Below are 14,726 nucleotides of genomic sequence, written 5' to 3'. Positions count from 1 at the left end.
TCCACGCGTCCGGATGAGCACTCGGCGGTGTTCAGTCCTCCACCTTGCGCCGGATCCGCCGGGACGGGCTGAACTCGTACAGGCCGAGGATGTCCGGCGTCTCGGCGAGCCCTGGGCCGCCCTGGCGCACCCAGGTGGCGATGTCGGCGGTCGCGTCGGGGTCGTTGACCAGGCCGAGCCAGACAGGTCGGCCGCCCGCGGCCCGGCCCTTGGAGGAGGGCTGGACGACGATGACGTTGGCCTGTTCGCAGGCGTCCAGGCAGTTCACGATGCGGATCTGCGCTGCGGGGCCCAGCTCACTTTTGAGGGTGGCGAGTTGGGCGGCATGGTCGACGCCGGGGATCTTGGCTGTGCCGCAACAGCAGCCCCGGCACACGGTGACTGTGCACTGGGGCGCCGCAGGCGCGGCGGGCGCCTTGCGGCGGCTCACTGGGCAGCCCGCTTCCAGGCGGTTTCGCGCAGCAGCCTCAGCCCGTTGAGGCCGACGATGACGGTGGAGCCCTCGTGGCCCGCGACACCGAGCGGCAGAGGCAGGCTGCCGGCAAGGTCCCAGACGACGAGACCGGCGATGAACACGGCGGCGATCACGAGGTTCTGAACGACGAGTCTGCGCGCCCGCCGGGACAGAGAGATCACCGCCGGGACGCTGGCCAGTTCGTCGCGGACGATGACCGCGTCGGCGGTTTCGAGGGCCAGGTCCGATCCTGCCCGTCCCATCGCCACGCCGGCGTGTGCAGCGGCGAGTGCCGGTGCGTCGTTGACTCCGTCACCCACGACCATCACCCTGCGGCCGGTTTCCTCCAGCTCTTTGACCGCGTACACCTTGTGCTCGGGCAGCAGTCCCGCGCGGACGTCCTCGATGCCCACCTCGATGCCCAGGCGGGCGGCCGCGCGCGGGTTGTCGCCGGTCAGCAGCACCGGCGCCGTTCCGGTCAGGGATGTCAGGGAGGCGACGGTGGCGGCTGCGTCGGGGCGCAGCCGGTCGGAGATGGCGAGCACTCCGGCCGGTGTTCCGTCCACGGTGACGACAACGGCGGTCCGGCCGCCGTCCTCCAGCGTGCCTGCGACGGTCAGCGCGTGCGCGGAGGGGCCGTCCCCGGCTGCGTCGAGCAGCCGCTCAGGAGCGCCGAGCGCGATCATGCGCCCTTCCACGCGGGCCTTCACGCCGATACCGGGCGTGGAGATGAAATCTTCGGCCACCGGCAGAGCAAGGCCCCTTTCCCGTGCGGCGTCGACCACGGCCCTCGCCAGCGGGTGCTCACTGGGGTGCTCGGCCGCGGCGGCCGGCGTCAACAGTGCGGCCGCGTCCAGGCCGGAGCCTGTCAGTGGCCGGACATCGGTGACGCGAGGGATGCCTTCGGTAAGGGTGCCGGTCTTGTCGAGTGCGACCGCGTCGACTTCGCCGAGCCGCTCCATCACCACGGCGGACTTGACCAGCACACCATGCCGTCCGGCGTTGGCGATCGCCGACAGCAGCGGCGGCATGGTGGCCAGCACGACCGCGCAGGGCGAAGCCACGATCATGAAGGTCATCGCCCGCAGCAGCGCGTCTGTCAGCGCGGCGCCGAAGACGAGCGGGACGAGGAAGACGGCCAGGGTCGCCGTCACCATGCCCAGCGAATAGCGCTGTTCGATCTTCTCGATGAACAGCTGGGTGGGGGCCTTGGTCTCGGACGCTTCCTCCACCATGCGCACGATCCGGGCGATCACCGTGTCGGTGGCGTCGCGGTCCACGCACACGCGCAGGGAGCCGGTGCCGTTGAGGGTGCCGGCGAAGACTTCATCGCCCTCCACCTTGGTCACAGGCAGCGGCTCGCCGGTGATGGTCGACTGATCGACGTCACTGGCGCCGCCGAGGACGCGGCCGTCGGCACCAATGCGCTCGCCCGGCCGTACGAGGATCGTGTCGCCGACCCTCAGCTGCTCTACAGCAACCACTGCCTCGGAGCCGTCCTGCCCGACACGGGTCGCGGTGGCCGGGGCCAGGTCCAGCAGGCCGCGCACCGAGTCGGCGGTGCGGGCAGTGGCCAGGGCTTCCAGAGCTCCGGAAGTGGCGAAGATGACGATGAGGAGTGCCCCGTCCATCACCTGTCCGATCGCCGCCGCACCGAGGGCCGCGACGACCATCAGCAGGTCGACGTCCAGGGTCCTTTCCCGCAGGGCCTGCAGTCCCGCCCAGCCCGGCTCCCAGCCGCCGGCCGCATAGGTCAGCGCATACAGCGAGCCCCATGCCCATGCCGGGGCCGCTGCCAGTTGCAACACCAGCGCAACGAGGAAGAAGACTGTGGCTGCGGCCGCCCAGCGCGCTTCGGGCAGGGCGAAGACGCGGGTCTTGCGCCGGAGAGCATCACCCTCCCGCTCGGGAGCAGCCCGGTCGGCCGGAGGCAGGGCGAGAGTGGGCGTCACGGAAATGCAGGTCCTTCACAACGACAGCGCTGAACAGCGGACTGCCGGGACACCGGCACCGCTCTCCTCACCATACAGGACTAGATGAAGAATCATTCATGTGTTCATGCGTTGCTCTCCGTAGGATGTGGGCCATGGGCCATGGACCTGACGCACAGACCGCCACCGCGCGCGAGCGCCTGGAAACCGTGGGCGCAGCAGATGTGGCTGCCACACTCCAGGCACTGGCGACGCCGTCCCGGCTGCGGATTCTGGCCCGCCTCCAGGAAGGCCCGTGCGCCGCGACCGAACTGGCCGACGCCGTCGGCATGGAACAGTCCGCCTGCTCCCACCAGCTGCGCCTGCTGCGCAACCTCGGACTGGTCACCGGCGAGCGCCGGGGCCGTTCGGTCATCTACGCGCTGTACGACAACCACGTGGCCGAGCTCCTTGAGCAGGCCCTGTACCACGTCGAACACCTGCGCCTCGGCCTGCGCGACGCCTCGGCCACGGCCATTGCGGCGGCCGAGGCGCACTGAGCAGACCGTCAGGTCACTTCATCCCGTCACCGGCACCGGCGCGTGCACCAGGTGTCCGGCGCGGTGCAGTTGCGTCACCAGCCCGGCGCACACGAGTCCGCCGTCCGGGCGGCGCAACACCCCCGCGGACCACTCAGCAGTCTGAGTGGTCAGCCGTCGAGAGCGGCAGTGAGGGCGGCGGCCAGCCGGGGCGCCGCGAACCGAGTGCCGCAGGTGAACCGCATCAACGGACCGAAAGTGGCCGCCGCCTTGATACCGGTGAAGTAGAGCCCCGGAACCGACGACTGGAACCCGGAATCCAGAGCGGGAAACCCTCCGGTACGGGCCAGTTCGGCCCGCAGTTCCGGGGCGAGGAATCCAAGGCCATCCAGCTGGACGCGGTACCCCGTGGCGGCAAGGACGTGTCCGGTCTCGATCGTGCGGGTGCTCCCGTCAGCCCTCCGCGTGCTGAGTTGAACACGACCGCTTTCATGCCTGGCACCGGTGATGCTCTCTCCCAGGCTCACAGGGACGCCGTCGAGCCGCGGCCTCAGCCACCACGAGCCGAACGGCCCCAGCACCCGCTTCACCAACCGCAGCCGACGGGACGCCGGCAGGAAGCGGAAGGCCGCTGCGTGGTGGACGACCGCGTACAGCCCCCAGGAGCGGCCCAGGGGCGTGTCGGGCTGCCAGTGGGGCGGCCGGGCCGGCGCCGCACCGAAGACCAGCCGCTCGGTCCGCGCGACCAGCCTCACTCGAGCACCGGCCTCGCTCAGCAGCGCAGCACTCTCCTGGGCTGACTGGCCGGCTCCCACCACGGTCACGTCCTGCCCCGCGAACTTCGCCAGGTCGGCATGCTGCGAGGTATGAGAAGCCAGTCCCTCCTGCACGAGCGGCACCAGCGTCTCAGGGACGTGAGCGAACCCGTCCATGCCGCTCGCCACGACCACGGACCGCGCACGCAGCTCTTCACCCGAGGCCAGCTTGAGATGGAACCCGTCCGGCTGCCGGTCCACGCCGAGAACCCTGATGTCCTCCACCTCCGGCACCAATTGCTCGGCGAACCACTGCCCGTACCGGACGAACATCTCCACCGGTACCGAGTCATGCCCGGTCAGCGTGCGCTCCCCTGCCTCCCGGCAGTAGGCGTCCAGAGTGAACCCGGCTTGTGGAGCCGACAGCATCGACGCGCTCGGCGGCGACTTGAGCAGCATGCCCGCGGGCATGTTCTCGGCCCAGCTCGCCATCGGCGAGCCGAAGACCCTGACGTGCAGACCGCGCCCCTTCAGATGCGCGGCCGTGGACAGACCGTACGGGCCCGCCCCGATGACGACGACGGGCGTGATTCCAGCACTACGTGACACGTTGATTCCCCCCTGGCACGGTGCCCCTAAGAGCCCGCGCCCCGGCATGACTGGGCACAGAACTGGGATTGAGCACACCGGAACCGCTCGCAGCCGGACGTCAGGCCAAGAGCAGCAGGGAGTCGGGCGGGCCGCGCCGCACCACAGCGTCGGCCAGAAGGATCACAGCAGGAGATGCCCGGTCGTCGCCGTATGCCGCGCACTGCCCGGCACTCGCAGCCACGCCCAACTTCAGCGGCGCACAGACCGGCGCGAACAACCGCCGCAACAGGGCCCGCCCGGCTGCGCACAGCACGCGCCGACGGCAGGTGTCCATGCCATGCAGCAGCACCGCACACCACAGCGTCAGCACCACATGCCCGACGACGACGGGCCACCCCGCATGCACGGAGGACGGCCACACCGCGTGCGTCGGCAACACGACAGCGTCGTCGGCCCGCACAAACCAGTAGCCCACGACCACCTGCGCGCCTGCGGCCAGCATCAACTGCCAAGCCAGCGGCTTCTCCCGCCCCGCTCCCGGAAGCGCAACGGCGAGGAAGACGAGGGCCGCAGCAGTCCGCACGCCCCACGAAGGACTGGAGTCGAAGGCCAGGTGGTGGACGGTGCCCGCAACCGCCGTACCCAGAACCGAGAACAGTCCCGCCCGGACAGCCGCCACCGGCACCACTCGCGGTACCCAGCCGCGGCGGCGCACACAGGACACATCCACCGATCCCCCCATGACTCACCCATGATGACGCTCGCAGCCTGCCCGTGTCATCACCGCGTCCAGCGCACGTCGACTCCTGCCGCCGAGCAGGGCGCTTCGCTGAGAGTCCGGCTGCGGTGAGACAGCGAGAACGATGAGGCAGCTCCGCCACTCGGCCGCGGCAAAGGACTCCGTCACCGCCGACCCACTCTCGACTCCGCGTACCCCCGTGACCGATCAACTGCAGCTCGCGCCGTCTGCATCGAGGTGATGCACCGTCACCTCTGATGATGAACACCGATCTTGGTGCCAACTACCCCTCTTTTGTGCCAACTAAGAATCTTTGTCACAGCCGGCCCGCACCGTGGCTAGAGCCCGGCGATGGCGTTCCAGCGCTTCGCGAACTCGGCGCGCTCGCCCGACTCGATGTCCCGGGCGATCGCGAGCCGCTTGCGCATGGCCGCGTCCGGGAAGATCAGCGGGTCCTCGGCGAGGGCGGCGGTGTCCTTGTCCTTGGAGGAGGCGAGGACGTCCTGCGCGGCGGGGACCGGACACACGTAGTTGACCCAGGCGGCCAGCTCGGCGGCGACCTCCGGCTCGTAGTAGTAGTCGACGAGCTTCTCCGCGTTGGCCTTGTGGCGGGCCAGGTTGGGGATCATCAGTGATTCCGCCCAGAGCTCGGCGCCCTCCTCGGGGACGACGAAACGGATGTCGGGGTTGTCGGCCTGGAGCTGGATCACGTCGCCGGAGTAGGCCTGACAGGCCAGGACGTCGCCGCTGGAGAGGTCCTTGATGTAGTCGTTGCCGGTGAAGCGCCGGATCTGCCCGCCGTGCACGTGCTTCTCGACCTGGTCGCAGACCCGGTGGAAGTCGTCCGCGGTCCACTTGGTGATGTCGACCCCGTTGCCCTGCATGAGCAGCGCGAAGGCCTCGTCCAGGCCGGAGAGCAGGGTGACGCGCCCCTTGAGGTCGTCGGCCCACAGGTCGGAGACGTGCCGGATCTCGCGACCGAGCTTGCGGTGGTTGTACGCGATCCCGGTGATGCCCGACTGCCAGGGCACCGTCGACCTGCGCCCGGGGTCGAAGGCGGGCGAGCGCAGCAGCGGGTCGAGGTACTTGGTCACGTTGGGCTGCGCGGCCCGGTCCATCTCCTGGACCCAGCCGAGACGGACGAAGCGGGCGCACATCCAGTCGCTGATGACGATCAGGTCGCGGCCCGTCCGCTGGTGGTTCATCAGCGACGGACTGATCTTGCCGAAGAACTCGTCGTTGTCGTTGATCTCCTCGATGTAGTCGACGGAGATGCCGGTGCGCTTCTCGAAGGCGTCCAGGGTGGGCCGCTTGCTGGTGTCGTCGTCATCGGTGTCGATGTAGAGCGGCCAGTTCGCCCATGTCAGCCGCTTGTCCGTGGCGGAGAGGTCCGCTCCGGTCCGGTCGCCGGGCGCGACGTACGCGGCGGGCACCCCGCAGCCGGCGAGGGCGCCGAGGGCCGCGCCCCCGCCCAGGGCACGCAGCAGGGACCGGCGGGACAGGGCTGAGGTGTTCCGAATCGCTGGCACGCGGGCAGCATGCCGCCGACGGCTCCGCGCCGACAATGGACGCTGCGTCGAGCGGTCGCGCGCCGACCCGACACCCTGTCGATCAGCGGCCCGGACCGGGCGGGCGGACCGTGCACGACAGTGCGGCCCCGGACGGTCGATTCCCGTCCGGGGCCGCACTGTTCGCTTCACATGCCCGGCCGCCGGGCCCGGCCGCCATGGCGGCGGCGCGGCCCGTGGCGGCGGGCGGTCAGCCGTCGAGCGACGTCATCACGTGCTTGATGCGCGTGTAGTCGTCGAAGCCGTACGCCGACAGGTCCTTGCCGTAGCCGGACTTCTTGAAGCCGCCGTGCGGCATCTCGGCGACCAGCGGGATGTGGGTGTTGATCCAGACGCAGCCGAAGTCGAGCGACTTCGACAGGCGCATCGCGCGGGCGTGGTCCTTGGTCCACACGGAGGAGGCGAGGGCGTAGTCGACGCCGTTCGCCCACTCGACGGCCTGGGTCTCGTCCGAGAAGGACTGGACGGTGATGACCGGGCCGAAGACCTCGTTCTGGATGATCTCGTCGTCCTGATTGAGGCCGGAGACGACGGTCGGGGCGTAGAAGTAGCCCTTCTCGCCGACCTGGTGGCCGCCCGCCTCGACCTTGGCGTGGGCGGGCAGGCGCTCGATGAAGCCGGAGACCTGCTTCAGCTGGTTCGGGTTGTTCAGGGGGCCGAAGAGCACGTCCTCGTCGTCCGGCTGACCGGTCTTCGTCTCGGCGGCGGCCTTCGCGAGCGCGGCGACGAACTCGTCGTGGATGGACTCCTGGACGAGGACGCGGGTGGCGGCCGTGCAGTCCTGGCCGGCGTTGAAGAAGCCCGCGACGGAGATGTCCTCGACGGCCTTGGCGATGTCGGTGTCCTCGAAGACGACGACCGGGGCCTTGCCGCCGAGCTCCAGGTGGACGCGCTTGAGGTCCTTGGACGCCGACTCGGCGACCGACATGCCGGCGCGCACGGAGCCGGTGATGGACGCCATCGCCGGGGTCGGGTGCTCGACCATCGCGCGGCCGGTGTCGCGGTCGCCGCAGATGACGTTGAAGACGCCCTTGGGGAGGATGCCGCCGATGATGTCGGCGATCAGGACGGTGGAGGCGGGCGTGGTGTCCGACGGCTTGAGGACGACCGTGTTGCCGGCCGCCAGCGCCGGGGCGAACTTCCACACGGCCATCATCATCGGGTAGTTCCACGGCGCGACCTGCGCGCAGACGCCGACCGGCTCGCGGCGGACGATCGAGGTCATGCCCTCCATGTACTCGCCGGCCGAGCGGCCCTCGAGCATGCGTGCGGCGCCCGCGAAGAAGCGGATCTGGTCCACCATCGGCGGGATTTCCTCGGAGCGGGTCAGCCCGATCGGCTTGCCGGTGTTCTCGACCTCGGCCGCGATGAGCTCCTCGGCCCGCTCCTCGAAGGCGTCCGCGATCTTCAGGAGGGCCTTCTGGCGCTCGGACGGCGTGGTGTCGCGCCAGGCCGGGAAGGCCGTGGCGGCGGCCGCCATCGCGGCGTCGACGTCGGCCTGTCCGGAGAGCGGCGCGGTCGCGTACGCCTCACCGGTCGCGGGGTTGACCACCTCCGTGGTCCGCCCATCGGCGGCATCGCGGAACTCTCCGTCGATGTAATTGCGCAGACGACGCAGCTCGGTGCTCACTGCCCGGCCCTCCTGTCAGATGTGCGTTGACTCAGCTGTCCGGTTACCTGGGACACCCAGGTGTCCACTACCTGAGATACCTGAGGGGCCCACCCTAATCCGTGGATCCACGTTTTCAACACCCCCGGTCCGGCTAGAGCTGCGAAATCCGCAAGACACGTCCTCGTAAACAACGAATATCATCGCTACGGCCTTGCGGAACTGTCGATACGTCGTGCACAGTGAGGCCGTGGCCAGTCGAAGCGCAGACCCCAGGGACTCCCGCGAGTCCAGGAACGGCACCCCCCAGCTGGATGCCGTCTCCCTCGCCATCATCGAGCAGCTGCAGCAGGACGGGCGCCGCCCGTACGCCGCGATCGGCAAGGCCGTGGGCCTGTCCGAGGCGGCCGTGCGCCAGCGCGTCCAGAAGCTGCTCGACCAGGGCGTGATGCAGATCGTCGCCGTCACGGACCCGCTCACCGTGGGCTTCCGCCGGCAGGCGATGGTGGGTATCAACGTCGAGGGCGACCTCGAACCGGTGGCCGACGCGCTGACCGCCATGCCGGAAGTCGAGTACGTGGTGATGACCGCGGGCTCGTTCGACCTCCTCGTAGAAGTCGTCTGCGAGGACGACGACCACCTGCTGGACGTCATCAACAAACGCATCCGGGCCCTGCCCGCGGTGCGCTCCACCGAGAGCTTCGTCTACCTGAAGCTCAAGAAGCAGACCTACATGTGGGGAACCCGATAGCCGTGAGCACCAAGGACCTCAGCAAGACCGCGTACGACCACCTGTGGATGCACTTCACCCGCATGTCCTCGTACGAGAACGCGCCCGTTCCCACCATCGTCCGGGGTGAGGGCACCTACATCTACGACGACAAGGGCAAGAAGTACCTCGACGGTCTTGCGGGCCTGTTCGTGGTCCAGGCCGGCCACGGCCGCCAGGAGCTGGCCGAGGTGGCCGCCAAGCAGGCCGCCGAGCTGGCCTTCTTCCCCGTGTGGTCCTATGCCCACCCCAAGGCCGTGGAACTGGCCGAGCGCCTCGCCCACCACGCGCCCGGCGACCTGAACAAGGTCTTCTTCACCACCGGAGGCGGCGAGGCCGTCGAGACCGCGTGGAAGCTCGCCAAGCAGTATTGGAAGCTGCGCGGCCACCACACCAAGTACAAGGTCATCTCGCGTGCGGTCGCCTACCACGGCACCCCGCAGGGCGCCCTGTCCATCACCGGCCTGCCGGCCCTGAAGGCCCCCTTCGAGCCGCTGGTACCCGGCGCGCACAAGGTCCCCAACACGAACATCTACCGCGCCCCGATCCACGGCGACGACCCGGAGGCCTTCGGCCGCTGGGCCGCCGACCAGATCGAGCAGCAGATCCTCTTCGAGGGCCCGGAGACGGTCGCCGCCGTCTTCCTGGAGCCGGTGCAGAACGCCGGCGGCTGCTTCCCGCCGCCGCCCGGCTACTTCCAGCGGGTACGGGAGATCTGCGACCAGTACGACGTGCTGCTCGTCTCGGACGAGGTCATCTGCGCCTTCGGCCGCCTGGGCACCACGTTCGCCTGCGACAAGTTCGGCTACGTGCCGGACATGATCACCTGCGCCAAGGGCATGACCTCGGGCTACTCCCCGATCGGCGCGTGCATCGTCTCCGACCGCATCGCCGAGCCGTTCTACAAGGGCGACAACACCTTCCTGCACGGCTACACCTTCGGCGGCCACCCGGTCTCCGCGGCGGTGGGCCTCGCCAACCTCGACCTGTTCGAGCGCGAGGGCCTCAACCAGCACGTGCTGGACAACGAGAGCGCCTTCCTCAGCACCCTCCAGAAGCTGCACGACCTGCCGATCGTCGGCGACGTCCGCGGCAACGGCTTCTTCTACGGCATCGAGCTCGTGAAGGACAAGGCCACCAAGGAGACCTTCACGGACGAGGAGTCGGAGCGCGTGCTCTACGGCTTCGTGTCCAAGAAGCTCTTCGAGTACGGCCTGTACTGCCGCGCCGACGACCGCGGTGACCCGGTCATCCAGCTGTCGCCGCCGCTGATCTCCGACCAGTCGACCTTCGACGAGATCGAGGGGATCATCCGTCAGGTGCTGACGGAGGCGTGGGCGAAACTCTGATCCACGCGCGGGCCGTGCGCCCGAGGCGCGTCCCCCGGGCGCGACCTCGCGGCCACGGCGCCCCGGCGGAGCTGCCATCTTCCGCCTGATGATCGACACCGGCCCCGGTGCCCCCCGTTCGAGTGAGAATGGGCGGCCCGGGGCCGCGTGCTGTCCGGCCTCCCGGCCCCGACTCCCTAGCGTGCCCAGTGACCGATCGGCCCTGCCTTCGTTCCCCCGTCCGGGGGACTTGGCCTGGCAAATCAGATCTGAACCGAGGTGTACGCGATGGTGGCCCCGCCGGACAACGACGTGCTCTGGGCACGCGCCCTGCACGTCAATCACAACGGCTCGCCCGCGCTCAGCGGTGTCTCGCTCGGTGTCCGAGAGGGCGAGATCCTCGCCGTCGGCGGCCCGCGCGGCAGCGGCAAGACGACCCTGCTCCAGTGCCTGTCGGGCCAGCTGCTGCCGCAGGAGGGCGAGGTCTGGTTCAACAGCGTGCCCGTGCACACCATGGGCCCGCTCAGCCGCGAACGCCTGCGCCGCGACCGCTTCGGCTGGATCGACCCGGCGCCCGTGCTGATCCCCGAGCTGAACGCCTGGGAGAACGCCGCGCTGCCGCTGATGCTGCGCGGCACCGGACGCAGGGCCGCCAAGACCACCGCCCTGGAGTGGCTGGAACGGCTCGACATCGGGGGCTGCGCCCGCAAGCGCCCGCACACACTGCTCCAGGCCGAGCGGCAGCGCGTCGCCATCGCGCGGGCCCTCGTCCCCGCCCCCACCGTGCTCTTCGCCGACGAGCCGACCGCCTCCCTGCACCGCGCCGACCGCACCCATGTGCTGCGCACGCTCACCGCGGCCGCCCGCTCGCACGGCATCACGGTCGTCCTCGCCACGCACGACGCGGACACCGCGGCCCTCGCCGACCGCACGGTGTCGCTGCTCGACGGACGGCGCGTGAACACCGTCCACCTGCCCCCGGTCACCGAGACGGAAGGCCGGGCCGCGTGCTCGCTCTCCGTCTAGCCCGCGGCGCGCAGCCCCTCGTCCAGGTCCGCCGGCTGCTGGTGGCCGCCGCCTCGACGGGTACCGGGTTCCTGCTGCTGTGCACGCTGGGGTACGCGATGACGCACCCGGACGGCTCGACCGGCTCGGCGCTGCGGCTCGCCTGGTGCGCGGTGCCCGTGGCGACGACCGTGTACTTCGCCGTCGCGGTCGCCCGCACCGACCCCGGCACCCGGCCGCGCCCCGGCCTCGCGGCCATCGGGCTCGGCCCGGGGCGCCTGATGGCCATCTCGGCGGCCACCACCGCCCTGTCCACGTCCCTCGGCTCGCTGCTCGCCCTGCTCCTGTTCCTGCGTCTGCGGGGCGACCTCACGGGCATGCCCCTGGACGGCGCGGCGGCGGAGTTCCTCGCCACGGACAGCTCCCTGCCGCTGCCCGCGGCACTGACCCTGTTGGCGCTGGTGCCGATCGCGGCGTCCGCCGCGGTCGCGGTGGCCCTGCGTCCGCGGGGCGGCAGGCCGCGTCGTGTCGTGGACTCCTACGGCCGCACCTGGATCACGGCACGGCAGATCGCGGCGGACGGCTCCGCGAGCCGCGCCGCCGGCCGGACGGAACGCGCCACGGCGGAGACGGCCGAGACGGACACCACGGCGGGCTCCGCCGGTGCGGACGCCACCGGACACACCGGCGCGTCTGCCGACCGGGGCGCCGACGGCAACGCGATGGCACGCACCGGCGGGGAGGCCTCACGCGTCCCGGACGCACACTTCTACTCCGACATCCTCGATGCCGTCGCCGACGACGACGTGGCCGACGCGGGTCCAGACTTCCACTGGACCGCGGAGGCGTACGGCGCCACGGAGCGCGACGGCACCCAGGCGCACGCCGACACGGAGCGCGACGGCAAGCAGACGCATGTCGACACGGCGGCCCGCGACGAGCGCAAGGGCCGTGCGCGGGCCGTGCGCCGGCAGGACTCCCAGGAGTCCCGACCCGACGCCCCGGACGCTCAGGAGGCCGCCGAAGCCCCCGCTCGCCGCCGTCGGCAGATCCGCCCGGCCGTCGAGTTCGACCCGCGCCGCCTCCCGCCCGTCGAGACCACGCCCGGCGGTCTGCCCTGGGGCGCGGCGACGGTCGCGGCGGGGCTGGCCGTGGAGACGTACGCGGGCCGTTCCCCTTCCGCCGCCGGACTCACGCTGCCCGGCGGATTCGCCGACGGCCCGGCCGGGGTGCTGGTCGGCTGGGTGCTCACCGCGCTCGGCCTGGCCATGGCGGGACCGGCGCTCACCTATCTCTGCGGCCGGCTGCTCCAGGCCGTACGGCCGGGTGCGCTGCGACTGCTCGCCGGACGCGTCCTCCAGGCGGAGTCCCGGCGCATCGGGCAGCCGCTCGGCGTGGTGTGCGCGGTGGCCTGCGGCGGCTACGCCATGGCGACGCTGTACACCGGCGAGCAGCCCGGGTTCGGGCCGCTGACCACCCTCGGAACCCTGCTGGTCGCGGGGTCCACGCTGCTGACGCTGGTGACGGCCGCGGTCGAGGCGAAGCAGGCGCGCGCGGACACCACGGCCGCGCTGCTGCGGCTCGGGGCGCCCGCCACCGTGCTGCGCGGCGCCGCGGCGCTCCGGGTCGCCGCGCTGCTCGCCCTGTTCGCCCCGCTGACCTGGGTGATCGCCGAACTGGCCGCACTGCCCCTGGCGCAGTGAAAGCCCGTACGAAAAAAGTCCGCGCCGGGCGATGAGTTCCGCGCGGACCCGCGGTCTACCTCTCCGAACGCCACATCACCGACGGGAGACCTCGCATGTACCAGCAGATGATCTTCGTGAACCTGCCCGTGGCCGATGTCGACACCTCGAAGAAGTTCTTCACGGAGCTCGGCTACACGATCAACCCGCAGTTCACGACCGACGACTGCGCCTGTGTCGTGATCAGCGACACCATCGTCGCGATGATGCTGAGCAGGCAGCGCTACGCGGACTTCACGAAGAAGCAGATCGCGGACGCGACGAAGACCAGCGAGGTGCTGCTGTGTCTGAGCGCCGAGAGCCGCGAGAAGGTCGACGAACTGGTCGACGGGGCGATCGCGGCGGGCGGCTCGGCCGGCGGCGAGACGCAGGACCACGGCTTCATGTACGGCCGCGCCTTCGACGACCCGGACGGCCACACCTGGGAGGTCATGTGGATGGACCCGGCGGCCGTCCAGGGCTGACCCGCACGCCCCGCGCACCCCGGTCGGCACGGGACGGATTTCCGTCCCGGCCCCGGGGTGCGGGCCGTTCAGGCCCTAGCATGTCCGGGTGCAGCCGACACCACCACACACGTCCGACGATCGTGAGATCGAGTCCCTCGCCGAGTTCGACGAGGTCGTCGCGGCGGGCCGTTCGCTCTCCGGGTTCCGGGTCCAGGCCGTCGATCTGACGGACCGTACGAAGACGCTGCTGTCCGTGGACAGCGCGGGAGCCGTCTTCCTCGGCTGCCCCATGGCCCCCGAGGCGGCGGCCGCGGTCCGGGCGGCGGGCGCCCTGGTCTTCCCGCCCGTGCCCGGGCTGCCTTTCGACCCGTACCGCGGCGTGCTCTACTCCCCCGACGAGCTCTTCGAGGCGCTCGACGCGGGCTACGAGGCGACGCCGGACGCCCGCGCCTACGCCTGGTTCCAGCAGACCAAGGCCGACGGGGACATATTCGCGTCGATGCTGCGCTCCGTCCACGACGACGCCGTCTCGGACGCGCTCGACGAACTCCTCGTCGGCGCACGGGTGGTGGGCGTGATGGGCGGCCACGCGATGGCACGCGGCACCGAGGAGTACGCGGGGGCGGCGCGCCTCGGCCGGGAGCTGGCACGTGCCGGTTACACGGTCGCCACCGGCGGCGGCCCCGGCGCGATGGAGGCCGCGAACCTCGGTGCGTACGCGGCCCCCTTCGACGACCGCATGCTCGGCGAGGCCCTCCAACTGCTCGCCAAGGCACCGTCGTTCGGCCCGTCGGTGACGGACTGGGCGCGCGCCGCCTTCGACGTGCGGGAGCGGTGGCCCTCCGGCGGCGCGTCGGTCGGCATCCCCACCTGGTTCTACGGCCACGAGCCGCCCAACGCGTTCGCGGCGCACATCGCCAAGTACTTCGCCAACGCGACCCGCGAGGACGGCCTGCTGGCCCGCTCGAACGCCGGCGTCGTCTTCCTGCCGGGCGCGGCCGGAACCGTGCAGGAGATCTTCGACAACGCGACCCCGAACTACTACGAGTCGCGGGGCGAGCCGACCCCCATGGTCCTGGTGAACCAGGCGCATTGGACCGAGAAGTACCCCACCTGGCCGCTGCTCCGGTCACTGGCCCGGGACCGCTCGATGGAGTCGCGCATCACGCTCGTGGACCGTATCGAGGACGCCCCGGAGGCGCTCAAACGCCTCGGTGGTTAATGACAAGGCAAAGCCGACGTCCGGGCAGGGCATACGCATTGACAGCCCT

At 70.7% G+C, this 14,726-nt stretch carries 13 protein-coding genes; 7 read left to right on the top strand and 6 right to left on the bottom strand.

Annotated features, from left to right (window positions below; translation table 11 throughout):
* Nucleotides 1-31 precede the first annotated feature (31 nt).
* The gene (locus BKI49_RS27460; protein WP_095936944.1) at nucleotides 32-430 is read right to left on the bottom strand and encodes a hypothetical protein; all 399 of its coding nucleotides are present in this window, start codon (nucleotides 428-430) and stop codon (nucleotides 32-34) included.
* Complete coding sequence (locus tag BKI49_RS27455) at nucleotides 427-2,406, bottom strand: heavy metal translocating P-type ATPase (RefSeq protein ID WP_095936943.1); 1,980 nt, start codon at nucleotides 2,404-2,406, stop codon at nucleotides 427-429. Before BKI49_RS27455 ends, BKI49_RS27460 begins: the two co-directional genes overlap by 4 nt.
* 134 nt (nucleotides 2,407-2,540) lie before the next feature.
* Here BKI49_RS27455 and BKI49_RS27450 point away from each other — a divergent pair, with 134 nt between their 5' ends.
* Nucleotides 2,541-2,924 carry an ArsR/SmtB family transcription factor gene (locus tag BKI49_RS27450; RefSeq protein ID WP_095936942.1) on the top strand — a complete coding sequence of 128 codons (384 nt, stop codon included), beginning with the start codon at nucleotides 2,541-2,543 and terminating at the stop codon, nucleotides 2,922-2,924.
* 149 nt (nucleotides 2,925-3,073) lie between these two features.
* Here the strand turns inward: BKI49_RS27450 and BKI49_RS27445 are convergent, their stop codons facing one another.
* The 4 genes from BKI49_RS27445 to BKI49_RS27430 all read right to left on the bottom strand — a co-directional run bounded on the left by BKI49_RS27445 (nucleotide 3,074) and on the right by BKI49_RS27430 (nucleotide 8,186).
* Nucleotides 3,074-4,267 (bottom strand): lysine N(6)-hydroxylase/L-ornithine N(5)-oxygenase family protein, encoded by a 1,194-nt coding sequence (locus tag BKI49_RS27445; protein ID WP_257004975.1) that lies wholly within the window; start codon nucleotides 4,265-4,267, stop codon nucleotides 3,074-3,076.
* Nucleotides 4,268-4,367: 100 nt separating this feature from the next.
* Complete coding sequence (locus BKI49_RS27440) at nucleotides 4,368-4,991, bottom strand: hypothetical protein (protein ID WP_143658533.1); 624 nt, start codon at nucleotides 4,989-4,991, stop codon at nucleotides 4,368-4,370.
* A gap of 335 nt (nucleotides 4,992-5,326) precedes the next feature.
* Nucleotides 5,327-6,517 carry a polyamine ABC transporter substrate-binding protein gene (locus BKI49_RS27435; protein WP_095936939.1) on the bottom strand — a complete coding sequence of 397 codons (1,191 nt, stop codon included), beginning with the start codon at nucleotides 6,515-6,517 and terminating at the stop codon, nucleotides 5,327-5,329.
* Between the two features lie 229 nt (nucleotides 6,518-6,746).
* Nucleotides 6,747-8,186, bottom strand: coding sequence for a gamma-aminobutyraldehyde dehydrogenase (locus BKI49_RS27430; RefSeq protein ID WP_095936938.1), 1,440 nt, complete (start codon nucleotides 8,184-8,186; stop codon nucleotides 6,747-6,749).
* 214 nt (nucleotides 8,187-8,400) lie between these two features.
* On the opposite strand from BKI49_RS27430, the gene BKI49_RS27425 reads away from it, so the two are divergent.
* The 6 genes from BKI49_RS27425 (at nucleotide 8,401) to BKI49_RS27395 (ending at nucleotide 14,677) form a co-directional block, all read left to right on the top strand.
* Nucleotides 8,401-8,916: an Lrp/AsnC family transcriptional regulator gene (locus BKI49_RS27425; protein WP_095936937.1), complete on the top strand. Its 516-nt coding sequence runs from the start codon at nucleotides 8,401-8,403 to the stop codon at nucleotides 8,914-8,916.
* Nucleotides 8,901-10,283 (top strand): aspartate aminotransferase family protein, encoded by a 1,383-nt coding sequence (locus BKI49_RS27420; RefSeq protein ID WP_028802479.1) that lies wholly within the window; start codon nucleotides 8,901-8,903, stop codon nucleotides 10,281-10,283. The genes BKI49_RS27425 and BKI49_RS27420 overlap by 16 nt, the downstream gene beginning before the upstream one ends.
* A gap of 267 nt (nucleotides 10,284-10,550) precedes the next feature.
* Nucleotides 10,551-11,288, top strand: coding sequence for an ABC transporter ATP-binding protein (locus tag BKI49_RS27415; RefSeq protein ID WP_095936936.1), 738 nt, complete (start codon nucleotides 10,551-10,553; stop codon nucleotides 11,286-11,288).
* The gene (locus tag BKI49_RS36030) at nucleotides 11,270-12,970 is read left to right on the top strand and encodes a hypothetical protein (protein WP_257004974.1); all 1,701 of its coding nucleotides are present in this window, start codon (nucleotides 11,270-11,272) and stop codon (nucleotides 12,968-12,970) included. The genes BKI49_RS27415 and BKI49_RS36030 overlap by 19 nt, the downstream gene beginning before the upstream one ends.
* 95 nt (nucleotides 12,971-13,065) lie before the next feature.
* Nucleotides 13,066-13,473, top strand: coding sequence for a VOC family protein (locus BKI49_RS27400; RefSeq protein WP_095936935.1), 408 nt, complete (start codon nucleotides 13,066-13,068; stop codon nucleotides 13,471-13,473).
* Nucleotides 13,474-13,561: 88 nt separating this feature from the next.
* A complete protein-coding gene (locus tag BKI49_RS27395) occupies nucleotides 13,562-14,677 on the top strand; it encodes an LOG family protein (protein WP_095936934.1) in 1,116 nt (371 codons plus the stop codon).
* The last annotated feature ends 49 nt before the right edge of the window (nucleotides 14,678-14,726 follow it).

Origin of the sequence: Streptomyces sp. Tue6028 (genome assembly GCF_002300165.1) — a bacterium.
GTDB classification, from domain to species: Bacteria; Actinomycetota; Actinomycetes; order Streptomycetales; family Streptomycetaceae; genus Streptomyces; species Streptomyces siamensis.
This window is presented reverse-complemented; position numbering and strand designations above follow the sequence as displayed.